The following is a 23707-nucleotide window of genomic DNA, read 5'->3' as shown; positions in this document are numbered from 1 at the left end:
ACCCGGACAGTAGGCTGGAGCCATGCAGCCCGGTGGTCAGTTCGACATGCAGGCGATCCTCGCCCAGGCACAGCAGATGCAGCAGCACATCATGGACGCTCAGGCGCAGCTGGCCGAAGCCGAGTTCACCGGCGCGGCCGGCGGCGGGCTGGTCACCGCGACCGTCTCCGGCACCGGTGAGCTCGTCGGCCTGGTGATCCAGCCGGCCGCCGCCGATCCGGACGACACCGAGACGCTCGCCGACCTGGTGGTCGCTGCGGTCCGCACCGCCAACGCGGAAGCGCAGAAGGCCGCCGCCGACACGATGGGGCCGTTGGCCGGCGGGTTGCCCGGCCTGCCCGGCCTGGGGATGTAGGGGTTCCGTGTACGAAGGGGCCGTTCAGGACCTCATCGACGAGTTGGGCCGGCTTCCCGGCGTCGGCCCGAAGAGCGCCCAGCGGATCGCGTTCCACATCCTCAACTCCGACCCGGCGGACGTGAAACGGCTGGCCGACGTGCTCGGGCGGGTGAAGGTCGAGGTCCGGTTCTGCCGGATCTGCTTCAACATCGCCGAGTCCGACGAGTGCCGGGTGTGCCGTGACGCCCGGCGCGGCGACGACGTGATCTGCGTGGTCGAGGAGCCGAAGGACGTCGTCGCGGTCGAGCGCACGCGCGAGTTCCGGGGCAAGTACCACGTGCTCGGCGGGGCGATCAATCCGCTGGAGGGCGTCGGGCCCGATCAGCTGCGTATCCGGGAGCTGATGACCCGGCTGCAGAGCGGCCTGATCAAGGAACTGATCCTCGCGACCGACCCGAACACCGAGGGCGAGGCCACCGCGACCTACCTGGCGCTCCTCGTGAAGCCGATGGGGCTCCGGGTGACCCGCCTGGCCAGCGGCCTCCCGGTGGGTGGCGACCTGGAGTACGCCGACGAGGTGACCCTGGGCCGAGCGTTCAGCGGCCGCCGGACCCTCGACATCTGATCGGCCGTCGTCCCGGGTTTCGTGCTCGTGGGCCCACCGTCACGCTCTCCGAACTGGACGGTGACGGCTACCGGGCCGTGACCAAAGCGACCGGCCGGGAGCCTTTACCGTCGAACGCCTGTTCCCCCGGCAATTGCGACCTGCGGATTTGCTGGCGTCGCGCGGCTGATACCCGCCAGCGTTGCCAACACGTGACATTACGAGGGCAGCACAACGGGCCATCCTGACCTGTTTCGGCGGTAGCGTCCCCGCACGTCAACGGATGGGAAACCCCTGTCCATGGAACAGCCTGGGGGCTACGTGTACCGAGTCCGACGCGCGCTGGCCGCCGCCGTGAGCGTAGGTTTGGCCGTCTCGATGGCGGCCTGTGCGAAGAGCGAACGCGGCGACAACGGTGACGGCAAGAGCGACGCCACCCTGACGATCGCCGGCACCGGCAAGCCGAAGAACTTCGACCCGATCTTCAACGACGACGGTGAGAGCTTCCGGCCCGCCCGCCAGATCTACGACACGCTGATCCAGAACAAGGCCGGAACGGCCGACCTGGAGCCGGCTCTGGCCACGAAGTGGGACGTCAGCCCGGACGGCAAGGAAATCACGTTCACTCTTCGTGAGGGCGTGAAGTTCCAGGACGGGACCGCGTTCAACGCCGCGGCCGTCTGCTTCAACTTCGACCGCTGGTTCAACATGAAGGGCGCCGCCGCCCAGAGCCAGATGATCTACTACGCCGACACTTTCAGCGGTTTCGCGAAGAACGAGACCGACTCGGCCGGCGACCCGATCTACAAGAGCTGTGCGGCCAAGGACGACAAGACCGCGGTCATCTCGCTGAACAAGTTCCGGGGCGCGCTGCCCGCAGCGCTCACCCTGACCGCGTTCTCGATCTCCAGCCCGGATGCGCTGAAGAAGTACGACGCCGACAAGGTCACGCAGTCCGGTGACAGCTTCACATACGCCTCCTACGCGACCGAGCACCCCACCGGCACCGGCCCGTACAAGTTCGAGAAGTACGACCCGGCCAGCGGGACCACGACGCTCGTCCGCAACGAGGACTACTGGGGCGAGAAGGCCAAGACCGCGAAGCTGGTCATCCGCACGATCGAGACCGAGACCGCGCGTAAGCAGGAGCTCGAAGCCGGCTCCGTCGACATCATCGACTACCCGGCCGCCCAGGACTGGAAAGGCCTGGAGAGCAAGGGCATGAAGGTCGAGGTCCGCCCCGCCTTCAACATCCTGTACCTCGGCATGAACGAGAAGAACCCGAAGCTCAAGGACCTCCGCGTCCGCCAGGCGATCGCCTACGCGATCAACCGGGACCAGCTCGTCAAGACGAAGTTCCCCGAGGGCGCCGAGGTGGCCAAGGAGTTCATGCCGTCGACGCTGTCCGGCTACAGCGACGACGTCACGCAGTACAACTACGACCCGGCCAAGGCCAAGTCGCTGCTCGCCGCCGCCGGTGCGTCGAACCTGACGCTGAAGTTCTACTACCCGACCGAGGTCACCCGGCCGTACATGCCGGACCCCAAGGCGATCTTCACCTCGATCGCCGCCGACCTCACCGCGGTGGGCATCAAGATCACGCCGGTCGCCCGTCCGTGGAACGGTGGTTACAAGGACGACATCCAGCAGGCGGGCAAGCAGGACCTGCACCTGCTCGGCTGGACCGGTGACTACAACGACGCCTACAACTTCGTCGGCACGTTCTTCGGGCGGGAGAAGCCGGAGTTCGGCTTCACCGACAAGGCGGCGTTCGCCCAGATCGCCGCTGCGGACGCCGAGCCGGACGCCGGCAAGCGCAAGGCCGACTACGAGCAGGTGAACAAGGACCTGGTGGGCAAGTACCTGCCGGCCGTCCCGATCTCGCACTCGCCGCCGGCCATCGCGACCGCCGGAAACATCGACGGGCTGATCGCCAGCCCGCTGACCGACGAGCGGTTCGCCACGGTTTCGAAGAGCTGAGTTCCACCGTCCCCCGGGTCGGGCGGGCTGACCAACAGCCCGACTCGGGGGACGCTTCCGTCTAAGGACTTCAATGCTTCGGTACGTCGTGCGCCGGTTGATCGGCGTGATCCCGACGCTGTTCGTGCTGTCGTTCCTGCTCTATGTCTGGCTGCGGTCGCTGCCGGGCGGGCCGGCGACAGCACTGCTCGGCGATAAGGCCACCCCCGAGCGAATCGCGTCGCTCAACAAAACGCTCGGCCTCGATCAACCGATCTGGGTGCAGTACGGCAAGTTCGTCGGCCGCATCTTCACCGGTGACTTCGGGTCCTCGCTGGCCAGTTCGCGTCCGGTGACGAGCGAGCTCGCGAACGCGCTGCCGGCCACGATCGAGCTGTCGGCGGCCGCGCTGCTGTTCGCGATCGCGCTGGGGATTCCGCTCGGGTACCTGTCGGCCAAGCGCCGCGGGGGCTTCTTCGACAACAGCACGGTCATCGCGACGCTGATCGGCGTGGCCGTGCCGGTGTTCTTCCTCGGCTACGTGCTCAAGCAGTGGTTCGCGGTCGACCTCGGCTGGTTGCCGCCCTCCGGGCGGATCACCGCGGGCATGGACCAGACCAAGGTCACCGGCTTCCTGATCCTCGACGGCATCTTGACCCGTGAGTGGGACGTCGTCTGGGACGCGATCAAGCACCTGATCCTGCCGGCGATCGCGCTCGGCACGATTCCGCTCGCGGTCATCGTCCGGATCACGCGTGCGTCGGTGCTCGACGTCCTCAACGAGGACTACGTCCGGACGGCCGAGGCCAAGGGTCTCCGGGCCCGCACCATCCGCTCCCGGCACGTGCTGCGCAACGCGCTGCTGCCGGTGTCGACGACGATCGGCCTGCAGGCCGGTCTGCTGCTGGCGGGCGCCGTCCTCACCGAGAAGGTGTTCGTCTGGGGCGGGATCGGATCGCTGCTCGCCGAGGGCATCGAGAAACGGGACTACCCGAGGCTGCAGGCCCTGATCCTGGTCGCCGCCCTCACCTACGTCCTGGTCAACCTCCTGGTCGACCTCTCCTACGCCCTCATCGACCCCCGGGTGCGTGTCCGGTGACCAGTCTCCTGACTCGCAAGCGCGACCGGATCGACGACGTCGCCCGAGGCCAGAGCCTCACGCGAAGCGCGATCCAGCGGCTCTCCCGCAACCCGGTCGCGATCCTCGGCGCGATCATCGTGCTGCTGTTCGTCCTGGTCGCGATCTTCGCGCCGCTGCTCGCGCCGAAAGACCCGTACTTCCGGTACCTGATCGACGAGGTGCGGCAGAACTCGCCGCTCCCGGCACGCGACGGATTCCCGCTGGGTGCCGACCAGAACGGCCGTGACGTGCTCAGCCGGCTGATCGTCGGCTCCCGTCAGTCGCTGCTGGTCGGCGTGCTGGCGACGACCGCCGGGCTGATCGTCGGCATGATCATCGGCGGCGTCGCCGGTGCGGTCGGCGGTTGGATCGACACGCTGCTGATGCGTTTCGTCGACATCCTGCTGTCGGTGCCGAGCCTGCTGCTGGCGATCTCGATCGCCGCGGTCTTCAAGAGCGCGAGCCAGTGGACGGTCATCGCCGCGGTCTCGGTCGTCTCGGTACCGATTTTCGCCCGGTTGTTGCGCGGCGCGATGCTGGCCCAGCGACATGCCGACCACGTGCTCGCCGCCCGCGCGCTCGGCGTCAAGGAACGCTCGATCGTGCTGCGGCACATGCTGCCGAACTCGCTGTCCGCGGTGATCGTGCAGGCCACGCTGACGCTGGCCACCTCGATCATCGACGCGGCCGCGCTCTCGTTCCTGGGCCTCGGCGATGCCGACCCCAACCGCGCCGAGTGGGGCGCGATGCTGGGCGACGCCCAGACGTACTTCGACATCCAGCCGTCGTTGGCGGTCTGGCCCGCGCTCTGCATCATCGTGGTGGCGCTGGGCTTCACCCTGTTCGGTGAGTCGCTCCGTGAGGCTCTCGATCCCAAGAACCGGCGGTAACTCGATGGCACTTCTCGAGGTCAAGGATTTGACCGTCACGTTCGGCCGCCGCGGTGAGAAGCCGGTGCGCGCCGTCGACGGGGTCAGTTTCAGCGTCGAGCCCGGCCAGACCGTCGGGCTGGTCGGCGAGTCCGGCTGCGGCAAGTCGGTGACGTCGCTGGCGATCATGGGCCTGCTGCCCAAGCGCGGCGTCGAAGTGGGGGGTACGGCGACGTTCGAGGACGTCGACCTGCTGAAGCTGCCGGCCAAGCAGATGCGCGACCGCCGCGGTAAGGACATCGGCATGGTCTTCCAGGACCCGCTGAGCTCGCTGAACCCGGTCATCCCGATCGGCAAGCAGGTCACCGAGGTTCTCGAGCGCCACCGCGGGATGCACCGCGGCGAGGCCCGTGCGGAGGCGACCGAGTTGCTCACCGCGGTCGGCATCCCCGACCCGGAGCGGCGGCTGAAGGACTACCCGCACCACCTCTCCGGCGGCATGCGTCAGCGTGCGTTGATCGCGATCGCCCTCGCCTGCCGACCGCGTCTGCTCATCGCCGACGAGCCCACCACGGCTCTGGACGTGACGGTGCAGGCCCAGATCCTGGCCCTGCTGGAACGCCTGGTGGACGAGGTGGGCAGCGCGCTGGTGCTCATCACGCACGACCTCGGAGTGGTCGCCGGACTGTGTGACACGGTCAACGTGCTGTACGCCGGGAAAGTGGTCGAGAAGACCGACCGCTACCGGTTGTTCGCCCAGCCGCGGCACCCGTACACGTCCGGGCTGCTCGGCTCGGTGCCCCGCCTGGACGCGCCGCGCGGCCAGGCGCTGACGCCGATCCGCGGGTCGGTCGCGGACGCGATTCCGTGGGCGTCCGGCTGTGCGTTCGCCCCACGGTGCGACAACCGGATCGACCGGTGCACGTCGGAGTCGCCGCAGCTCGAGCCCGACACCGAGGATCGGCGGCTGCTGCGTTGCTTCAACCCGGTCGAGTCCTCGGCCGCCGTCGAGGAGGTAGCTCGATGACTGACCCGACACCGGACGGAGTGCCGGCGAAGCCGGTCGAGAAACCGGAAGGGTTCGGAGAGCCGCTGGTCGAGGTGACGGATCTGGAGGTGCACTTCCCGATCCGCCGGGGCGTGCTCTTCGACCGCACGATCGGCCAGGTGCACGCCGTCGACGGAGTTTCGCTGACGATCCTGCGCGGCGAGACCTACGGTCTGGTCGGCGAGTCCGGCTGCGGAAAGACGACGTTCGGCCGGGGCCTGCTCCGGCTGGTCGAGCCGACCGGAGGCCAGGCCCTGTTCGAGGGCACCGACCTGCGTGAGCTGAAGGGCGAAGCGCTGCGGACGGCTCGACGCCGGATGCAGATGGTGTTCCAGGACCCGCTGTCCAGCCTGGACCCGCGCCAGAACGTCGAGTCGACGCTGTCCGAGGGCCTCAAGGCGCACGGACTGTGGGACAAGGACGGCCACCGTACGCTGACCGAGATCCTGGACGCCGTGGGCCTCCCGGGCACCGCGCTCCGCCGGTACCCGCACGAGTTCTCCGGCGGTCAGCGCCAGCGCATCGGCATCGCCAGGGCACTCGTCCTCAGGCCCGACCTGATCGTCGCCGACGAGCCGGTCTCCGCACTCGACGTCTCGGTTCAGGCGCAGGTACTCAACCTGCTCGAGGACTTGCAGGAGCAGTACGGGCTCACGTACCTGCTGATCGCGCACGACCTCGCGGTGGTCCGGCACAGCGCCGACCGGGTCGGGGTGATGTACCTGGGCGGGCTGGTCGAGGAGGCCTCCAGCGAGGACCTCTACGAGCAGCCGCAGCACCCGTACACCCGGACGCTGCTCTCGGCCGTGCCGGTGCCGGACCCGCTGGTCGAGGACGACCGCCAGCGGATCCTGCTCTCCGGTGACCTCCCGTCGCCGGCGAACCCGCCGGCCGGCTGCCGGTTCCACACCCGGTGCCCGTGGCGGCAGGAGACCCGCTGCGACACCGAGCGTCCGCTGATGCGGGACCTGGCCCCGGGGCACCGGGTCGCGTGCCACTTCGCCGAGGACATCCGGGACGGCAAGATCCAGCCCCACGAGGTGCGTCCGGAGCTGGTGGAAGCATCCGAGGCCCTCGGCGCCGCGTCCGTTCAGACCGTCACCGCGGAGATCGCGGGAACGCTCCCTCCGGGGCATTGACGGTCAGGTACCCGTCCTCCAGGCCCGGCTCCAGCGGCCGGGCCTGCGGGGCCGGGACGGTCGGCGCCACGACCCGGTAGCGCATGCCGTTCTCGTGCGGCAGCGCGGAGACCACCGTCCCCTCGCCCGGCGGTGGTCCGTCGGTGACGACCGACCAGACCTGGCCGTCGGCCCGGTGCACCAGTTCGTCGGCCGTGCCGCGGAAGATGAGCCGGCCCCGGGCCAGCACCGCCACCTCGCGGCAGGTCTGAGCGATGTCGTCGACGATGTGCGTGCTCAGCAACACCGTGCGCCGACCAGCGAACTGCGAGAGCAGCGTGCGGAAGCGGATCCGCTCCTCCGGGTCGAGGCCCGCCGTCGGCTCGTCGACGATCAGCAGCCGGGGGTCGGCGAGCAACGCCTGGGCGATGCCGACGCGCTGGCGCATGCCGCCGGAGAAGCCGCGCAACCGGCGGTCGGCGTGCGGGGTCAGCGCGACCACCTCGAGCAGTTCGCCGACGCGACGGCGCCGGGTGGTGCGGTCGTCCATCCCCTTGAGCAGCGCCACGTAGTCCAGGAACTGCCTGGCCGTGAGGTCGGGATAAACGCCGAGGTCCTGCGGGAGGTAGCCGAGCTCGGATTGCACCGCGAGGCGGCCCGCGCCGGTGGTGAGGTCGTGGCCGCCGACGGTGACCCGGCCGGACGTCGGACGCACGATGCCCGCGAGGATGCGCATCAGCGTGGTCTTCCCGGCGCCGTTCGCGCCGAGCAGGCCGAACATGCCGGTGGGGACGGTCAGGTCGAGGCCGTCGAGCGCGGCTACCCCGCCCCGGAACGTCTTCGTCAGGCCTTCGATCTGGATCTGCATGGTCGTTCCTCTCAGGAAGTCCGGCGGGAGCGCAGTACGGAACCGCCCGCGAGCGCGGCGGCCGCGAGCGCCAGCAGCAGCGCGATCGAGAGCAGCGCGGTTGCCGTCGTCGGTACCGGCCGGAGGAAGTTCAGCGTCGCGTCGGCCACCGGACCGGCCAGGGCGCCGTCGTTGTCGATGCCGCGGAAGTCGAGCAGCGCGGTGAGCGGGTAGCCACCGAGCGGGTGGACGAGCGTCCCGGTCAGCGTGGGCATCGTCTCCGGCGGAACCAGGTTGCCCCAGAGCCAGTAGGCGACGAACAACACCCGGAACAGCGGTGCCGGCACGACCAGCGGCACGGTCAGCGCGAATGCGGCCACGAACAGCAGCCCCGGCAGGATCATCACCGCGCTGGCGACGAGGGCCCAGCCCAGTGCGTCCGGAGCGCTGCTGTGCACGGCGTAGGCGAGCGCGAAACCGAAGTACGCCACGAAGACCGGGACGGCCGTCGCGGCGCCCGCACCCAGGTACTTGCCGAGCAGCCGGGCGCGCGGCGACGCCGGGGTGGCGTCCAGGATCGGGGCCACCCGCAGGCGGTCGTCGCGGATCAGCCGATCGGCGAGCAGGCACCCGAACCCGATCGCCAGCAGCGCGTGGATCTGGACCGCCAGGCCGACGACGGCGGTCTTCGCCTCGGGCGGACGCTGGGCCGGGTCGAACAGATCACGCAGCAGGCTGCCGCCGATCAGCACGAACAGCACGAGGGTCAGTGCGGGCACGATCCACACCGACCGTTTGCGGACCTGCATGCGGAACTCGTAACGCAGGCTGGCGATCATTCGTCCTCCTCGCGAAGAAGCCGTTCCGAGCGGCCCAGCACGACCACCGCGAGCGCGGTGAGCGCGCCCGCGGCGCCGAGCAGCGTGAGCCGGTTCGCGGTCCAGTCGTCCGGTGCCGTGCCCCGGGTCGTCGCGAACAGGTAGAGCAGCCGGCCCGGTCGGCTCTCCTGGGCGAGACCGGCGAAGAACTGCTGGATCGCCCAGAGCGTGGTCACCAGTGCTCCGGCCGCACCCGGACTGCGGAACAGGGCCGCCGCGGCGAAGCCCGCGCCGCTCAGGCCGAGCGTCGGGGCCACCCAGGTGAGCTGGCCGACGAATGCACCGTGGTTTTCCGGCCAGCGTGCCCACCAGCCGGTCGCGACCAGCACGATCGCCGCAGGCCCGGCGAACACCGCGGTCCAGCCGAGCGTCACGGCCATCCGCCGCAGCAGCGTGAGCCGGTACCGGGTGGGCGAGGTGAGCTGTAGTTCCACGGCCGGATCCCGGCCGACCAGCGACGCGCAGGCGACGCCGGCCGCGAGCGGGACGGCCATCTCCAGGGTGCCGAGCAGGATGCGGGCCGTGCTCGCGTCGCCGGGCAGCGGGTTGGCGGCCGCGGCCGCGAGGCCCAGCGCGATCGCGATCGGAGGCCCGAGCAGCGCCGCCCAGCCCGCCCGGCGGGCCTCGTACTGCCAGAGGGTCAGTGGTTTCACGGGAAGTGGGTAGCGCGCCGGCTGCCGTAGGGTTCACCGGCCGCGAGAGCCATGGCCGCGACGGCGACGATCACGCCGGCCGCCAGCACCGGGACGTTCGTCGACCAGACCTCCACGATGAACCGGGCCGGCCAGCCGTCCCGCGTCAGCACGGTGCCCGACAGCACCCGGACGGCCCACAGCCCGACCGCCGCCCCGAGCGCGACGTCGGGTCCGAACCGGACGGCGATCAGCAGGCTGAGCGAGGACAACAGCACCATCGGCCCGAGCCAGGCGCCGACCAGCACGTTCACTCCGGCGGTTTCGGCGGCGCCGGTGCCGGCCAGCACGGCCGACGCCGCGACCGCGAGCACGAGGTCGCACCCGAACACGAGCATGAGGCGGACGAGCAGCAACAGCCGGGTGGACGTCGGAGCGGCGGCGATCAGCTCAGCGGCCGGGTCACTCCGGGAGCGGTACGTGCCCGCGATTCCGGCCGCGGCGACGATCGGGGCGATCAGCGCGAGCACCAGCCCGGCGCTGCCGCCGGCGTCGAGGCCGGCACCGACGGCCCGGGCCGCGACGGTGGCGTCACCGGTCGTGGTCCGGAGCAGCGCGAGTCCGACGCCGAGCGCTATGACCAGCGCCGACGCGAGGGGCACGCCCGGCCGGATCAGCCGGGCCTCCGCCACCAGCAGCGCGGCGAGCCCCCGGAACCGCCGGGTCGGCCTCACCTCGGCCGGTGTCTCGATCGCACTTCGGGTGAGGACCGAGCGCACCATCCGCGCCGGATCCGGCGCCGTCCCGGCCGGTGGGGCGGCATCCGCGATCGCCTGCCAGGCGGCCAGGTCGGCTCGGCAGTGCGGGCAGTCCGCGAGGTGCGCGCGAACCCGTCGGCGCTCCGCGTCGCTCAGCGAACCGGCGGCGTACGCGGGAAGCCTGTCCTTCATTCCGGCACCTCCTGGGCCGTGAGCGCCGCCGCGACGGCGGCTCGGGCGTGGAACAGCCGGCTCTTCACCGTGCCGACCGGGATCGCGAGCACGTCGGCGACGTCCGCGAGGGGCAGTCCGGCCACGAACACCAGCGCGATCACGTCCCGATGGTGGGCGGGCAGCCGGTCGATGGCCGCGGCCACCGGTGTGCCACCGGCCGCGGCGATCGCGAGTTCGTCCGGGCCCGCGCCCTCGTCGGGCCGGTCGGGGAGGTCGGCGGGCTCGGGGGCGAACCGGCCCCGCAGCCGGTTGTGGGCCTGGCGCCGGGCGATCCCGAACAGCCAGGTCGTCACCCGGGCGCGCCCCTCGAACGTGTCCGCCGACCGCCAGACCGCGAGCATCGTGTCCTGGAGGATCTCCTCGGCGATCATCCGGTCACCGGCGAGCCGGTGCAGATAGCCGAACAGTGCACCGGCGTAGCGCTCGTAGAGCCGGGACAGCGCGGCCGCGTCTCCGGCGGCGATCGCCCGCAGTAACTCGTCGTCGCTGCCCAACTCCACCTCCGCGGCTCCCGAAGTGGGTAGCGGTCACATGCCGGAATGGTTCAGCGAATTGAGGGGTACTCGCCAGTAACATGGGAGACATGGCAGACCTCGCGCAGCTTCGGCGGGTGTTCGACGGGCACTGGGGATGGGTCCGGGACGAGGCCCGGGAGGCCCTGCGCCGTCCCGAGTTCGGGCTGGCCGGCGTCCTCGGGCCGGACGAGCACCGGCAGCACGTCCGGGAGCAGCTCCAGCAACTGGCCAAGGTCGGGCACTCCCGGCTCGGTTTCCCCACCCGCTACGGCGGCGCCGGAGACACCGGGGCCTCGGTCGTCTCGTTCGAGATGCTCGGGTACGGCGACCTCTCGCTGATGGTGAAGTCCGGCGTGCAGTGGGGCCTGTTCGGAGGCGCGGTCCAGGCGCTGGGCACCGAGCGGCACCACGAGCGCTACCTGCCCGCGATCATGAGCCTCGACCTGCCCGGCTGCTTCGCGATGACCGAGACCGGCCACGGGTCCGACGTCCAGCACCTGCGGACGACCGCGACCTACGACCCGCACGCGCAGGAGTTCGTGGTGGAGACGCCGCACGAGTCCGCGCGCAAGGACTACATCGGCGGCGCGGCCCGCGATGCCCGGCTCGCGGTGGTGTTCGCCCAGCTCGTCACCGGTGACGAGACCCATGGCGTCCACGCGTTCCTGGTGCCGGTCCGCGACCACGACGGTCAGCCGTGCCCGGGCGTCCGGATCGAGGACTGCGGCGGGAAAGCCGGGCTGTCCGGCGTCGACAACGGGCGGCTCTGGTTCTCCGGCGTGCGGATCCCGCGCGAGAACCTGCTGAACCGCTACGGCGACGTCGCCGCGGACGGCACCTACTCCAGCCCGATCGAGAACGCCGGGCGCCGGTTCTTCACGATGCTCGGCACGCTGGTCCGCGGCCGGGTCAGCGTCGCAGGCGGTGCCGGGTCCGCGACCCAGACCGCGCTGTCGATCGCGATCCGCTACGGCCAGGTGCGCCGCCAGTTCTCCGCGCCGGGCCAGGAGCGCGAGGTCACGCTGCTCGACTACCTGACCCACCAGCGCGCTCTGCTGCCCGCGCTGGCCAAGACCTACGCCTTGCGCTTCGCGCAGGAGGGCCTGGTCCGCACGTTGGACGAACTGCAGCCGGCCGACGGTGTTCCGCCGCACGGCGTAGAAAAAAGCCTTCCGGACGACGAAGGCGAGCGGGCGCAGCGGGAGCTGGAGGCGCGCGCGGCGGGCTTGAAGGCGGTCGCGACCTGGCACGCGTCGGCGACCATCCAGGCGTGCCGGGAGGCTTGCGGAGGCGCGGGCTACCTGACCGAGAACCGCCTACCCCAGCTGCGGGCCGACACCGACGTGTTCACCACGTTCGAGGGCGACAACCGGGTGCTGTTGCAGCTGGTCGCGAAAGGTCTGCTGACCGGCTACCGGGACCAGCTCGGCGACCTGGACGCGTTCGGGATGGTCAAGTTCTACGCCGACCAGGTCTGGGAGGTGGTGGCCGAGCGCACGTCGGCGCGCAACCTCGTGGATCGGCTGCGCCGGCTGGGTGAGGCCGACCTGCGGAACCGCGAATGGCAGCTGGCGCTGCTGGAGGATCGGGAGAAGCACGTCCTGGAGGGGCTGGCCAAGCGGCTGCGCGCCGCGGGCGAGCCCGGCGCGGACGCGTTCGCGGTCTTCAACGGGGCACAGGACCACGTTCTCCGGCTGGCCCGGGTGCACGTCGAGCGGATCCTCCTGGAGGCGTTCACGGCCGCCGTGGAGGGCTGCGAGGACGCGGACGTGCGCGCGCTGCTCGACCGGGTCTGCACGCTGTACGCGCTCTCGACGATCGAGGCGGACCTGGCCTGGTTCCTCGGCCACGGCCGGATGACGGCCGGGCGCGCGAAGCGGGTCACCGGCGAGGTGAACGCGCTCTGCCGGGAGCTCCGCCCGGACGCCGCCCTGCTGGTGGACGGTTTCGGCATCCCGGAGGACTGGCTGGACGCGCCGATCGCCCAGGGCGCCGAAGCCACACGCCAGGACGAGCAGCAGGCGCACGACGACGCGATCGCGGCCGGGTGAGAAGATCCCGTCCGTGACGGATCGGGGCGCCATCGCCGAAGTGTGCAAACGGATGGTCGCCGACCGTCTGGTCGTCGGAACCTCGGGAAACGTGTCGGCCCGGACCGGCCGGCAGGTGGCGGTGACGCCGACCGGCGTGCCGTACCTGTCGATGCGGGCCGAAGACATCGGGGTCCACGCGCTCGACGGGACGCCGATCGACGCGCCGCTCGACCCGACCAGCGAACTACCGCTGCACCTAGCGATCTACGCGGCCAGGGCCGACGTCGGCGCGATCGTGCACACGCATTCGGTCGCCGCGACCGCCCTGTCTTGCCTGGTGCCGCAGATCCCGGCCGTGCACTACTACCTCGGGTTGTTCGGCGGTGCGCCCCGGGTCGCGCCGTACGTGGAGTACGGCACCGTCACGCTGGCGGCCGGCACGGTCGCCGCGCTGGACGGACGCACCGCCTGCCTGCTGGGCAACCACGGCGCGGTGGCCGTGGGTGCGACGCTCGCGGAGGCCTACGAGCGGGCGGTGTACCTGGAGTGGGTGTGCGAGGTCGCGTTGCGGGTGCTGTCTTCCGGGGTGATCCCGCGGCTGCTCGACGGCGTCGAACTGGACGACGCGACCGCCCGGCTGGCGACGTACGGGCAAAGCGCCCGCTGAGCGGCCTCCGCCGACGTGTACCGGTCTGGCTGCACACGTCGGCAAAGGCCCCTGGTCGTGTCGCTTCTCAGGCCGTGCGGTAGGCGCGGTTCACGGCGCTGACGACGGCCTTCAGCGACGACGTGACGATGTTCGTGTCGACGCCGACGCCCCAGCGCACCTGGTCTTCGCCGATCGCGCACTCGATGTAGGCCGCGGCCTTGGCGCCACTGTCGGCCGACATCGTGTGCTCGGTGTAGTCCAGCAGGCGGACCGGGATGCCGGAGTCGCCCAGCGCGGTGACGAACGCGTTGATCGGACCGTTACCGCCCGCCGTGATCGTCTTCTGCTCGCCGTCCAGGGCGACGTCGAAACTCACCTGGTCGTTGACGTTGCGGTAGCCGCGCAGGACCAGCCGGCCCCAGGGGTTGTCGGCGTTCGGCAGGTACTCGTCGCGGAACACCGACCACATCGCCTCGGGGCTGACCTCGCCGCCCTCGTTGTCGGTGATCTTCTGGACGATCTGCGAGAACTCGATCTGCAGCCGGCGCGGCAGATCGAACTGGTGCTCGGTCTTCATCACGTAGGCGACGCCGCCCTTGCCGGACTGCGAGTTCACCCGGATCACGGCCTCGTAGGTGCGACCGACGTCCTTGGGGTCGATCGGCAGGTACGGAACCGCCCAGCGGAAGTCGTCGACGGCCACGCCGGCCGCCGCCGCGTCCCGGTCCATCCAGTCGAAGCCCTTCTTGATCGCGTCCTGGTGCGATCCGGAGAAGGCCGTGTAGACCAGGTCACCGCCGTACGGGTGCCGCTCGTTGACCGGCAGCTGGTTGCAGTACTCGACCGTGCGGCGGATCTCGTCGATGTTGCTGAAGTTGATCATCGGGTCGATGCCCTGGCTGAACAGGTTCATGCCCAGCGTCACCAGGCAGACGTTGCCGGTGCGCTCGCCGTTGCCGAACAGGCAGCCCTCGACCCGGTCGGCCCCGGCCAGGACGCCCAGTTCGGCCGCGCCCACGGCGGTGCCGCGGTCGTTGTGCGGGTGCAGCGACAGGATGATGTTCTCCCGGTGGGCCAGGTGCCGGTTCATCCACTCGATCGAGTCGGCGTAGACGTTCGGCGTGGCCATCTCCACGGTGGCCGGCAGGTTCAGGATCACCGGCCGGTCGTCGGACGGCTCCCAGATGTCGCTGACCGCGTTGCAGATCTCGGCCGCGTACTCCAGCTCGGTGCCGGTGTAGGACTCGGGGGAGTACTCGAAGCGGATGTACGTGTCGCCCATCGACTCGGCCAGCTTCTGGCACAGCCGGGCGCCGTTCGTGGCGATGCCGGTGATGCCCTCACGGTCCAGGCCGAACACGACCCGCCGCTGCAGGGTCGAGGTCGAGTTGTAGAGGTGGACGATGGCCTGCTTGGCGCCGCGTACCGAGTCGAACGTGCGCTGGATCAGCTCGTCGCGGGCCTGCGTCAGCACCTGGATCGTGACGTCGTCCGGGATCAGGTCTTCCTCGATGATCTGCCGGACGAAGTCGAAGTCGGTCTGGCTGGCCGCCGGGAAGCCGACCTCGATCTCCTTGTAGCCCATCGTGACCAGCAGGTCGAACATCTTGCGCTTGCGGGCCGGGCTCATCGGATCGATCAGGGCCTGGTTGCCGTCACGCAGGTCGACCGCGCACCACAGCGGCGCCTCGGTGGTCTGCTTCGCCGGCCAGGTGCGGTCGGCCAGGTCGATCGGGGTGAACGGCGTGTAGCGGTGGATCGGCATACCGCTGGGACGCTGCGGATTGCGGATGAAGCTCATTGCCGGGTGCTCCTGGGGTCTTGGCGGGTGCAAGCCGGCAAGCACGCCAAGCGCCGCGACGAGGAAGCCGGCTTGTTAAGAGGCCTCGCCGCGGCAGAGAAGGAGGAGTCCGACCATCCGCACGTCAATCACCATAGCAGCACGGAAGGCCGCGGCTTCCTGCCGCGGCCTTCCGTGAACGTAGATCAGCTGCCGACGCCGGCCGGAGCCGCGCCACGCAGGCGTAAAACGTATTCGACCAGCGAGATCAGCAACGCCTTGGTCGAGTCGCGGCCACGGGCGTCGCAGTTGATGATCGGCACTTCCTGGCCGATCGTCAGCGCGTCCCGCACGTCCTGCGTCGTGTACGGCTGGATGCCGTCGAAGCAGTTCAGACCGACGACGTAGGGCAGCCCGCGCTGCTCGAAGAAGTCGACGGCCGCGAAGCAGTCGGCGAGCCGCCGGGTGTCGACGAGAACGACCGCACCGATCGCGCCGCGCACCAGCTCGTCCCACATGAACCAGAACCGCGTCTGTCCGGGGGTACCGAACAGATACAGGATCAGGTCTTCATCGAGCGTGATACGGCCGAAGTCCATCGCCACCGTGGTGGTGTTCTTGCCGGGGATCTTCGAGGCGTCGTCGACGTCGATCGCGGCGGCAGTCATCACCGCCTCGGTGGTGAGCGGACGGATCTCCGAGACCGAGCCGACCAGCGTGGTCTTGCCCACACCGAATCCGCCGGCGATGACGATCTTGGCGGAGGTGGCGCGGCTCGCCGTCACCCGCGGCGCCGGGCGGCCGGGGCTAGAGCTTCCGAAGTCCACTGAGCACCCTTTCCAGCAGGTAGGTTCCGAGCTGGTCGTCGAGCCTGCCGGGCTCGTGCACGTCCAGCATTCCAGCCTCGGCCATGTCGCCGACGATCACTCGGGCAACCCCGAGAGGAGTGCCCAGATACGCCGCGATTTCTGCCAGCGACTGCACTTGTTGACAGAGGTCGACGATCTTCTGCCACTCGTGCCGGGCCGCGCCGGCCTCACGGTCACCGCGGGCGGTGGCCGTGACCAGTGCTTCCATCGCGATGTCGACGCGTGGTCTCGTTCGACCACCCGTCATCGCGTACGGGCGCACCAGCGGCCCGCTTTGATCGACGTACTCGGTACTCATCGCGCGACGTCTCCTGTCGTCCCTCAGCGCGGAAGGCTGGAGTGGAGCTCGGTACGGAGCGCCGGTGTGAGCACCTGTCCGACCCGCTCCACCAGCAGAGCCATCTCGTACCCGACCTGGCCGATGTCACACGCCCGCGACGCGAGCACGGCCAGCGACGAACCGTCGCTGATGGACATGACCAGCAGGAAGCCCGTGTCCATCTCGACAACCGTCTGACTGACGTTCCCGCCCTCGAAGCAGAGAGCAGCACCTTGGGTGAGGCTCACCAGACCCGACGCGATCGCGGCGAGCTGGTCGGCCCGGTCACGCGGGAGTCCGTCGGAGACCGCCAACAGCAGTCCGTCGGCAGACACCGCCACGGCGTGTGCGATGCCGGGGACTCGGTTGGCGAAGTTCGCCACCAGCCAGTTGAGGTTCTGGGCATCGTGGCTCAGCGAGCTCACATCTCCTCCTGCGTTTCAGGTGAGCCGGCAAGGGTCGTACCGGTCCGGGACGGGCGCCCGGCGTTCCGCCCTTGCTCGAGACCGCTGCGGTAGCTGGACAGAACGCCCCGCACCGCCTCGGGAGACCGGTGGGACGCCGGGCGAGAAGCCTTCTTCGCCGCCGTCTCCACACGGCCTGGAACGAAGTGTGCCATCGGAACACGCTTCGGTAGGCCCGACTTGGTGGTGCTGCTGGGAGCAGATTCGGCTGCCGCCTGCGCGGCGCGCCATCCGGCGTCCGCCGGCGACTCCCATGCGGCCGTCGCCGGCTGCCGCGAGGCACCGACTCCGACCGGCTCTCCCTGGCCGAGGTCGGGCGCCTCGTCGGCGCTCGTCTCGTCCGAGGTACTTCCGTTACTTCCGACCGGACGCGAGCGGCTCCACGCCGCGGTCGCGTTCTGCGGGAAGGCTGTGTCGCCGCCACCGACCGCCGGGGAGACCGGAGCGTCCGCGAGCGAGCCACCGGTGAGCCGGCTGGCGTCGTCGTCGGGCGTCTCGTCTTCCTCGGCGCGGCGCGGTGCGCCCGGCGCTTCCGGCACCCGCGGCGGAGACCACGAACCGTTGCTGCCGTTGCGCTGCGGTGCCGCCGCGGTGCGGGTGCGGAACCACTCCGACTCGATCGCGTCGAAGATCGGGAGCGGCATCTCGATCGTCGGGTCCGAGTTCGGCGGGTCCGACGGGCCGGCGCGGAAGATCTTCTGCGCGCCGGTCGTGCTCGAGCGCTCCGCACTGGCTTCCCGGCGCAGTGCGGCCATCGCGTCCGCGGCCGATCCGCTGCGGCCGCCGGGTGCGGCCTGCTGCGGTGCCTCGGCGGCGGCCGGGGCCGGGGGCTGAGCAGGCGGCGTCTGGGCCGCGGGCGACTCCGGCCGGTTCTGCTGCGGTATCTGCTCGCGGGCGTTCGAGAACGGGTCGCGGACCGGGAGCGGAACCGCCTGGCCGGGCCCCTGCTGCTCGTCCTGCTGGCGCGGGAGGTTGGTGGGGATGCCACCGGTGCTCCACGTCAGGTCGGGCTCGCGTGCGTCGACCGGCGCGGACTCGGGCCGCAGGTCGCCGAGGATGCTGTGCGTTCCGGTCGCCGCCGCGGCGGCCGGGTCGCGGATGATCGGCACCGGCCGGGTCGGCTCCGACCAACTCGGGTCGGGCTGGTCGGTTCCGAACTCCGGCTGGGTGCCCGGTGCGGTGAACGGCGGCTGGGCCGGCGTCGGCGTCGTCTGGGCGAACGGGAACGCCCCGCTGTCTTCCCGCTCGTCGCGGCGCGGCAGCGGCTCCGGGTTCACCGGACCGAACAGGTCGCGGGCGCTCGGCTGCTGGTGGCCGCCGGTCGTGTCGCGCGGGAACTCGAACTCGCCGGTGTTCTGGCGGACGCCGCCGAACGGCAGCGGGTTCAGCGGACGCCACTGGTCGCCGGGGGCCGCGGGCTGCTCGTTGGACGCGGCCGGTGCGAACGGCTGCGGTGCCTCGGGCTGACCCCACGGCTGCGGTGCCTCGGGCCGGCCCCACGGCTGCTGCCCGGGGGCGCCGGGGCCGGGGAGGCCAGGGATCGGTGCGGTGGGCGCGCCGCCGTACGGCGACTGACCCGGCTGGCCCGGCGCGCCGGGCTGGCCCGGTGCCGGGGCGCCGAACGCGCCGGTCGGGGCGTACGGAGCGTTCGCGGCCGGAAGCGCGGGCTGGTCCGGGTACTCCGGGTAGCCGGGCTGGTCGACCCGCTCGGACGCCACCCGCTCGAGCGGACGGTCGCCGTCGTGCTCCTCGCCGTCGGCCGACGCCGGAGGAAGCGCGCTGACGATCGGCTGGTCGCCGTGCAGGATGCCCGTGGGCAGCGTCACGATCGCCAGCACACCGCCACCGGAGGCGTCGCGGAGCATGACCTTGACGCCGTGCCGGGAGGCCAGCCGGCCGACCACGAACAGGCCCATCATGCGGGAGACCGCGATGTCGAAGACCGGCGGCTTGGCCAGGCGCTCGTTGAACTCCGCGAGCTGCTCGCGGCTCATGCCGATGCCCTGGTCCTCGATCTCGATGATCACGTGGTCGCCGACCCGGCGGGAGTCGACGACGACGTCCGTCCGCGGCGAGGAGAACGAGGTGGCGTTCTCCAGGATCTCCGCGACCAGGTGGACGAGGTCGTTCACGGCCGCCGCGGAGATCTCCACGGTGTCGTCGATCGAGCCGAGCTTGACCCGGGTGTACTGCTCCACCTCGGCGGTGGCGGCCCGGAGGACGTCGACCAGCGGGGCGGGGCGGGTCCACCGGCGGCCGGCGTCGGCACCGGCGAGGACCAGGAGGTTCTCGTCGTTCCGCCGCATCCGGGTGGCCAGGTGGTCGAGCTTGAACAGCTCCGACAGCCGGTCGGGGTCGCGCTCGCCCTGCTCCAGGCCGTCGATCAGGCGGATCAGCCGGTCGACCAGGAGCTGGGAGCGGCGGGAGAGGTTGACGAACATCGTCGAGACGCTCTGCCGCAGCTGGGCCTGCTCGGACGCGACCCGGACCGCCTCGAGGTGGACCGCGTTGAACGCCTGGGCGACCTGGCCGATCTCGTCGCCGGAGCGGATGTCGAGCGTGCGGGCCCTGGTTTCCACCGCGGCCTGGGCCGCCGTCTGCTGGTCGGCGTCCTGGAGCTTGCGGACGACCTCGGGCAGCGACTGGTAGGCGACTTCGAGAGCGGAGGACCGCAGGCGGACCAGCGGGCGGACCATCGAGCGGGCGACGGCCAGCGAGACCAGGAGGGCGACGACGAGGGCCGCGAGCGCGACCGTGATGACGATGATCGTCTTGCGGATCGCGTCGTCGCGGAAGTCGGCGGCGGACTGGACCGCGGCCGCGTTCAGCTTCTCTTCGACGCCGCGCAGCACCGTGTCGGCCTGGTTGCTGGTGCTGATCCAGGCGGTGTCGGTGACGTTGACCTGCTGGCCGAGCGTCGTCTTACCGACCCGGTTGCTCAGCGTCCGGTACTGCTGTTCCTTGCTGACGGTCTCGTTGCGGAGGGCCAGCTGGTCGGGCGTCGCGGTGTTGCGGAACTGCTCGAGGAAGCTGTCCTGGTCGGACACCGCGCGCAAGTCGCTGCGGAGCGTGTCGTTGGTGAACCGCTTCTGGCCGTTGACCAGCACCGCCAGCACGATGATCTGCTCGTCGCCGACCGACTCCTTGTAGTGGGAGTACGAGGCCGCCGCGGAGAGCTGGTCGGACAGGTCGCGGTCGTTGGCGGCCGCAGCCAGGCTGTCGCCCATGTGCAGGAGGTCGGTGATCAGACCCTCGTACTTGTTCGCCGCCGCGGTGACGCTGACGCCCTGGTCGCGGGCACCGTCCATCAGGTTGGTGCGGCCGTTGACCAGCGTCTGGGACCCACGCGTGACGCTCTGCAACTCGTTCTGGATCGGCGCCTTGGTGTCGGCGTCCAGTCGGTTGGCCTCGGCGATGAACTCGCGGAGCGTGGCCTCGGTCGCGGTGCCTCGCTGGATGAACCGGCGCAGCTGCGGGTGGTTCTTGTCCTTGCCCGGGTTCGCGGCGTACTCGGCCGCGGCCTGGCGCTCGAGCTGGAGATCGTTCACCAGCTTCGAGGATTCGGCCCCGAGACGCGCCAGCTGTTGCACCTGCTGCGCAGACTGGGCCTCGTCCGTCACGATGTACGTGAGTACGCCGGCGAAAAGGAACATCGCCATCAGCGGGACGAGTGTGATCAGAACAACTTTGACCCGAATCGGGGCATTTCCGAGGAAGCGTTGACTCCGGGTGAGTGGCCGTCCGACCTGCTCATGCCCGGAGCCGTTCCGGTCCTCGGAGGGCGTTCCGGCGTTCGGGACCCGCCTGGCCGGCCCCTCTGAGGTTGCGGCCGGACGTAAGCCCTTGAGGGACGTGGGCACGACTCCTCCGTCTGTGTCGCTGCTTGGCGAAACGCGCCCCCGCGGCCGGTGAGTAAATCTCACCCACCGGCGGTGTTCGCTGTGGCATTGCACCACGATCCAGACTGCCTGGAAAGCGCGGCGGTGCACAGTGGGGCCACTTGTCCCGCAATGACCTGATACCGGGTGAGAATCTCGTCTACCCGGTGTTGCGGGATCCTCCGAACGTGGGAGGTGAAACTCATGTGGTTGCCGGGTCAGCCCTAAACCGTGCCATTACGGATTGTCTCAACGGAAGGCGACGTGAGGGCGGCGCGACGTGACGAGTCTCCCATGAGTGGTCAATCGGATACCACCCGGGGGCTGACCGGCGCAGTAATTCGGCTGGACGCGCCGGTACCCTGGGGCCCGGAACTTGCCCGGTGTGCTCCAGCCCGGGCCGTACGGAAGGAGCGACGTGGGACTCGTCGTACAGAAGTACGGCGGCTCCTCGGTCGCCGACGCCGAGCGGATCAAGCGGGTCGCGGAACGAATCGTCGCCACCCGGAAAGCCGGCAGCGAGGTCGTCGTCGTGGTCTCGGCCATGGGCGACACCACCGACGAGTTGCTCGACCTGGCCGGACAGGTGGCACCGGTCCCTCCCGGTCGTGAGCTCGACATGCTGCTGACCGCGGGCGAGCGCATCTCGATGGCGCTGCTCGCGATGGCGATCCACTCGCTCGGCTACGAGGCCCGCTCGTTCACCGGCTCGCAGGCCGGTGTGCTCACCACCGCGCGGCACGGCGCCGCGCGCATCATCGACGTGACACCCGGGCGCATCCAGGGCGCGGTCGACGAAGGCGCGATCGCCATCGTCGCCGGGTTCCAGGGCGTTGCCCAGGACACCAAAGACATCACGACGCTGGGCCGCGGTGGTTCCGACACCACGGCGGTCGCGCTGGCCGCGGCGCTGAAAGCCGACGTCTGTGAGATCTACACCGACGTGGACGGCGTCTACACCGCCGACCCGCGGATCGTGAAGAACGCCAAGAAGCTCGAGACCGTCGTGTACGAGGAGATGCTGGAGCTCGCCGCCTGCGGCGCGAAGATCCTGCACCTCCGGTCGGTCGAGTACGCCAGGCGTTACGACATCCCGATCCACGTCCGCTCGTCGTATTCGAACAAGCCCGGCACGATCGTGGCCGGGTCGATGGAGGACTCTTCCGTGGAGCAGGCGATCATCTCCGGCGTCGCGCACGACCGGAGCGAAGCGAAGATCACCGTCGTCGGCGTGCCCGACAAGCCCGGTGTGGCCGCGTCGATCCTGCGCACGGTCGCCGACGCCGAGATCAACATCGACATGGTGGTGCAGAACATCTCGGCCGCCGCGACCGCGCGCACCGACATCTCGTTCACGCTGCCGAAGTCCGACGGCCCGGCCGCGATGGCCGCGCTGCAGAAGGCGCAGCCCACGATCGGCTTCGACCGGCTCATCTTCGACGAGCACATCGGCAAGGTCTCGGTCGTCGGTGCGGGCATGCGGTCGCACCCGGGCGTCATCGCTTCGTTCTGTGAGGCGCTGGCCAAGGTCGGCGTCAACATCGAGATCATTTCGACGTCGGAGATCCGGATCTCGGCCGTGTGCCGTGACACCGATCTGGACGCCGCCGTCCGCGCCGTGCACGAGGCGTTCGAGCTCGGCACCGACGAGGAAGCCACTGTTTACGCCGGGAGTGGACGATGAAGCCGACTCTTGCTGTGGTCGGTGCCACCGGCGCCGTCGGCACCGTGATGCTGTCGATCCTGTCCGAGCGGGCCGACGTCTGGGGCGAGATCCGGCTGGTCGCGTCCAAGCGCTCGGCCGGCAAGCGGCTCGTCGTCCGCGGTGAGGAAGTAGAGGTCCGGCTGCTCGAGCCGTCGGTCTTCGACGGCGTCGACGTCGCGATGTTCGACGTGCCGGACGAGGTGTCGGCGCAGTGGGCGCCGATCGCCGTGTCGCGCGGCGCGGTCGCGGTCGACAACTCGGGTGCTTTCCGAATGGATCCCGACGTCCCGCTGGTCGTGCCGGAGGTCAACGGTGCGGCGGCCGCCTCGCGGCCGAAGGGCATCATCGCGAACCCCAACTGCACGACGCTGACGATGATGGACGCGCTCGGCGCGCTGCACCGCAGGTGGCAGCTGACCGAGCTGGTCGTCGCGTCGTACCAGGCCGCCTCCGGCGCCGGGCAGCCCGGTGTGGACCGGCTCTACGACGAGCTCGGGGTCGTCGGGGGTCGTCGCGACCTCGGCGTGCGGGCCGGTGACGTCCGCGCGGCGTTGGCCGAGAAGCTCGGTGACCAGCCGTCGCCGTTCCCGGCGCCACTCGCGCTCAACGTCGTTCCGTGGGCCGGTTCGGCCAAGGCCGACGGCTGGAGCAGCGAGGAGCTGAAGGTCCGTAACGAGTCGCGGAAGATCCTCGACATCCCTGACCTCCGGGTTTCCGCAACCTGTGTCCGGGTGCCGGTCGTGACTACGCACTCGCTGGCCGTGCACGCGACGTTCGCGTCTTCGGTGACGGTCGCGGAGGCGCACGAGGCGCTGGCGTCGGCGCCGAACGTGGTCGTGCTCGACGACCCGGCGAACGGCGAGTTCCCGACGCCGGCCGACACCGTCGGGGCCGATCCGACGTTCGTCGGGCGCGTCCGGCAGGCGCTGGACTTCCCGAACACGCTCGACCTGTTCGTCTGCGGCGACAATCTGCGCAAGGGTGCGGCGCTCAACACCGCACAGATCGCCGAACTGATCGCCGCCGAGCTCAGCTGACGCCGCTGGTGGGCGCCGCCTTCGCGGGCGGTGCCCACCAGCGCGCGGTTCTCC

At 70.4% G+C, this 23707-nt stretch carries 21 protein-coding genes; 11 read left to right on the top strand and 10 right to left on the bottom strand.

What is annotated here, in order from left to right:
- The first annotated feature begins 22 nt into the window (after positions 1 to 22).
- The 7 genes from ACIBZJ_RS18245 (at position 23) to ACIBZJ_RS18215 (ending at position 7076) form a co-directional block, all read left to right on the top strand.
- The gene (locus ACIBZJ_RS18245) at positions 23 to 355 is read left to right on the top strand and encodes a YbaB/EbfC family nucleoid-associated protein (protein ID WP_395930883.1); all 333 of its coding nucleotides are present in this window, start codon (positions 23 to 25) and stop codon (positions 353 to 355) included.
- Between the two features lie 7 nt (positions 356 to 362).
- On the top strand, positions 363 to 962 hold the full coding sequence (gene recR, locus ACIBZJ_RS18240; RefSeq protein WP_395930881.1) for a recombination mediator RecR: 600 nt from the start codon (positions 363 to 365) through the stop codon (positions 960 to 962).
- Positions 963 to 1319: 357 nt separating this feature from the next.
- The gene (locus ACIBZJ_RS18235; protein WP_395931256.1) at positions 1320 to 2921 is read left to right on the top strand and encodes an ABC transporter substrate-binding protein; all 1602 of its coding nucleotides are present in this window, start codon (positions 1320 to 1322) and stop codon (positions 2919 to 2921) included.
- Positions 2922 to 2994: 73 nt separating this feature from the next.
- Positions 2995 to 3999, top strand: a complete 1005-nt coding sequence (locus ACIBZJ_RS18230; protein ID WP_395930879.1) for an ABC transporter permease — start codon at positions 2995 to 2997, stop codon at positions 3997 to 3999.
- Positions 3996 to 4910, top strand: coding sequence for an ABC transporter permease (locus tag ACIBZJ_RS18225; protein ID WP_395930877.1), 915 nt, complete (start codon positions 3996 to 3998; stop codon positions 4908 to 4910). The genes ACIBZJ_RS18230 and ACIBZJ_RS18225 overlap by 4 nt, the downstream gene beginning before the upstream one ends.
- Positions 4911 to 4914: 4 nt before the next feature.
- A complete protein-coding gene (locus ACIBZJ_RS18220) occupies positions 4915 to 5916 on the top strand; it encodes an ABC transporter ATP-binding protein (RefSeq protein ID WP_395930875.1) in 1002 nt (333 codons plus the stop codon).
- Positions 5913 to 7076 (top strand): ABC transporter ATP-binding protein, encoded by a 1164-nt coding sequence (locus ACIBZJ_RS18215; protein WP_395930873.1) that lies wholly within the window; start codon positions 5913 to 5915, stop codon positions 7074 to 7076. Before ACIBZJ_RS18220 ends, ACIBZJ_RS18215 begins: the two co-directional genes overlap by 4 nt.
- Here the strand turns inward: ACIBZJ_RS18215 and ACIBZJ_RS18210 are convergent.
- The 5 genes from ACIBZJ_RS18210 to ACIBZJ_RS18190 are packed head-to-tail and all read right to left on the bottom strand — an operon-like array spanning position 7036 to position 10904.
- Positions 7036 to 7923: an ABC transporter ATP-binding protein gene (locus tag ACIBZJ_RS18210; protein WP_395930871.1), complete on the bottom strand. Its 888-nt coding sequence runs from the start codon at positions 7921 to 7923 to the stop codon at positions 7036 to 7038. The genes ACIBZJ_RS18215 and ACIBZJ_RS18210 overlap by 41 nt on opposite strands.
- An 11-nt stretch (positions 7924 to 7934) precedes the next feature.
- A complete protein-coding gene (locus ACIBZJ_RS18205) occupies positions 7935 to 8741 on the bottom strand; it encodes an ABC transporter permease (protein WP_395930869.1) in 807 nt (268 codons plus the stop codon).
- Positions 8738 to 9433 (bottom strand): hypothetical protein, encoded by a 696-nt coding sequence (locus ACIBZJ_RS18200; RefSeq protein WP_395930867.1) that lies wholly within the window; start codon positions 9431 to 9433, stop codon positions 8738 to 8740. Before ACIBZJ_RS18200 ends, ACIBZJ_RS18205 begins: the two co-directional genes overlap by 4 nt.
- The gene (locus tag ACIBZJ_RS18195; protein ID WP_395930865.1) at positions 9430 to 10362 is read right to left on the bottom strand and encodes a zf-HC2 domain-containing protein; all 933 of its coding nucleotides are present in this window, start codon (positions 10360 to 10362) and stop codon (positions 9430 to 9432) included. Before ACIBZJ_RS18195 ends, ACIBZJ_RS18200 begins: the two co-directional genes overlap by 4 nt.
- Positions 10359 to 10904 (bottom strand): RNA polymerase sigma factor, encoded by a 546-nt coding sequence (locus tag ACIBZJ_RS18190; protein WP_395930863.1) that lies wholly within the window; start codon positions 10902 to 10904, stop codon positions 10359 to 10361. Before ACIBZJ_RS18190 ends, ACIBZJ_RS18195 begins: the two co-directional genes overlap by 4 nt.
- Positions 10905 to 10987: 83 nt before the next feature.
- Between ACIBZJ_RS18190 and ACIBZJ_RS18185 the strand changes: the two genes are divergently transcribed.
- Together ACIBZJ_RS18185 and ACIBZJ_RS18180 are read left to right on the top strand one after the other, a co-directional pair.
- Positions 10988 to 12970: an acyl-CoA dehydrogenase gene (locus ACIBZJ_RS18185; protein WP_395930861.1), complete on the top strand. Its 1983-nt coding sequence runs from the start codon at positions 10988 to 10990 to the stop codon at positions 12968 to 12970.
- 13 nt (positions 12971 to 12983) lie between these two features.
- Positions 12984 to 13619, top strand: a complete 636-nt coding sequence (locus ACIBZJ_RS18180; RefSeq protein WP_395930859.1) for a class II aldolase/adducin family protein — start codon at positions 12984 to 12986, stop codon at positions 13617 to 13619.
- Between the two features lie 67 nt (positions 13620 to 13686).
- Here ACIBZJ_RS18180 and leuA read toward each other — a convergent pair whose 3' ends face one another.
- From leuA to ACIBZJ_RS18155, 5 genes are all read right to left on the bottom strand, one after another.
- Positions 13687 to 15402: a 2-isopropylmalate synthase gene (gene leuA / locus ACIBZJ_RS18175; protein ID WP_395930857.1), complete on the bottom strand. Its 1716-nt coding sequence runs from the start codon at positions 15400 to 15402 to the stop codon at positions 13687 to 13689.
- A gap of 185 nt (positions 15403 to 15587) precedes the next feature.
- Positions 15588 to 16208, bottom strand: coding sequence for a GTP-binding protein (locus ACIBZJ_RS18170; RefSeq protein WP_395930855.1), 621 nt, complete (start codon positions 16206 to 16208; stop codon positions 15588 to 15590).
- Positions 16189 to 16548, bottom strand: a complete 360-nt coding sequence (locus ACIBZJ_RS18165) for a DUF742 domain-containing protein (RefSeq protein WP_395930853.1) — start codon at positions 16546 to 16548, stop codon at positions 16189 to 16191. The genes ACIBZJ_RS18170 and ACIBZJ_RS18165 overlap by 20 nt, the downstream gene beginning before the upstream one ends.
- A 23-nt stretch (positions 16549 to 16571) precedes the next feature.
- The gene (locus tag ACIBZJ_RS18160; protein WP_395930851.1) at positions 16572 to 16994 is read right to left on the bottom strand and encodes a roadblock/LC7 domain-containing protein; all 423 of its coding nucleotides are present in this window, start codon (positions 16992 to 16994) and stop codon (positions 16572 to 16574) included.
- On the bottom strand, positions 16991 to 20692 hold the full coding sequence (locus ACIBZJ_RS18155) for a nitrate- and nitrite sensing domain-containing protein (protein WP_395930849.1): 3702 nt from the start codon (positions 20690 to 20692) through the stop codon (positions 16991 to 16993). Before ACIBZJ_RS18155 ends, ACIBZJ_RS18160 begins: the two co-directional genes overlap by 4 nt.
- A gap of 637 nt (positions 20693 to 21329) precedes the next feature.
- Here ACIBZJ_RS18155 and ACIBZJ_RS18150 point away from each other — a divergent pair.
- Together ACIBZJ_RS18150 and ACIBZJ_RS18145 are read left to right on the top strand one after the other, a co-directional pair.
- Complete coding sequence (locus tag ACIBZJ_RS18150) at positions 21330 to 22595, top strand: aspartate kinase (RefSeq protein WP_395930847.1); 1266 nt, start codon at positions 21330 to 21332, stop codon at positions 22593 to 22595.
- The gene (locus ACIBZJ_RS18145; protein ID WP_395930845.1) at positions 22592 to 23653 is read left to right on the top strand and encodes an aspartate-semialdehyde dehydrogenase; all 1062 of its coding nucleotides are present in this window, start codon (positions 22592 to 22594) and stop codon (positions 23651 to 23653) included. The genes ACIBZJ_RS18150 and ACIBZJ_RS18145 overlap by 4 nt, the downstream gene beginning before the upstream one ends.
- The last annotated feature ends 54 nt before the right edge of the window (positions 23654 to 23707 follow it).

The organism is Cryptosporangium sp. NPDC051539, from assembly GCF_044454545.1.
Lineage (GTDB): Bacteria > Actinomycetota > Actinomycetes > Mycobacteriales > Cryptosporangiaceae > Cryptosporangium.
Note: the sequence above shows the minus strand (reverse complement) of the source record. Positions and strands in the feature narration are given on the sequence as shown.

Bases quoted from the DNA above. Each gene is read 5' to 3' on its own strand.
- leuA (WP_395930857.1), bottom strand. From the start codon at position 15,402: ATGAGCTTCATCCGCAATCCGCAGCGTCCCAGCGGTATGCCGATCCAC.
- ACIBZJ_RS18165 (WP_395930853.1), bottom strand. From the start codon at position 16,548: ATGAGTACCGAGTACGTCGATCAAAGCGGGCCGCTGGTGCGCCCGTAC.
- ACIBZJ_RS18195 (WP_395930865.1), bottom strand. From the start codon at position 10,362: ATGAAGGACAGGCTTCCCGCGTACGCCGCCGGTTCGCTGAGCGACGCG.
- ACIBZJ_RS18245 (WP_395930883.1), top strand. From the start codon at position 23: ATGCAGCCCGGTGGTCAGTTCGACATGCAGGCGATCCTCGCCCAGGCA.
- ACIBZJ_RS18185 (WP_395930861.1), top strand. From the start codon at position 10,988: ATGGCAGACCTCGCGCAGCTTCGGCGGGTGTTCGACGGGCACTGGGGA.
- ACIBZJ_RS18220 (WP_395930875.1), top strand. From the start codon at position 4,915: ATGGCACTTCTCGAGGTCAAGGATTTGACCGTCACGTTCGGCCGCCGC.
- ACIBZJ_RS18145 (WP_395930845.1), top strand. From the start codon at position 22,592: ATGAAGCCGACTCTTGCTGTGGTCGGTGCCACCGGCGCCGTCGGCACC.
- ACIBZJ_RS18235 (WP_395931256.1), top strand. From the start codon at position 1,320: ATGGCGGCCTGTGCGAAGAGCGAACGCGGCGACAACGGTGACGGCAAG.
- ACIBZJ_RS18210 (WP_395930871.1), bottom strand. From the start codon at position 7,923: ATGCAGATCCAGATCGAAGGCCTGACGAAGACGTTCCGGGGCGGGGTA.
- ACIBZJ_RS18230 (WP_395930879.1), top strand. From the start codon at position 2,995: ATGCTTCGGTACGTCGTGCGCCGGTTGATCGGCGTGATCCCGACGCTG.
- ACIBZJ_RS18155 (WP_395930849.1), bottom strand. From the start codon at position 20,692: ATGGCGATGTTCCTTTTCGCCGGCGTACTCACGTACATCGTGACGGAC.
- ACIBZJ_RS18215 (WP_395930873.1), top strand. From the start codon at position 5,913: ATGACTGACCCGACACCGGACGGAGTGCCGGCGAAGCCGGTCGAGAAA.
- ACIBZJ_RS18205 (WP_395930869.1), bottom strand. From the start codon at position 8,741: ATGATCGCCAGCCTGCGTTACGAGTTCCGCATGCAGGTCCGCAAACGG.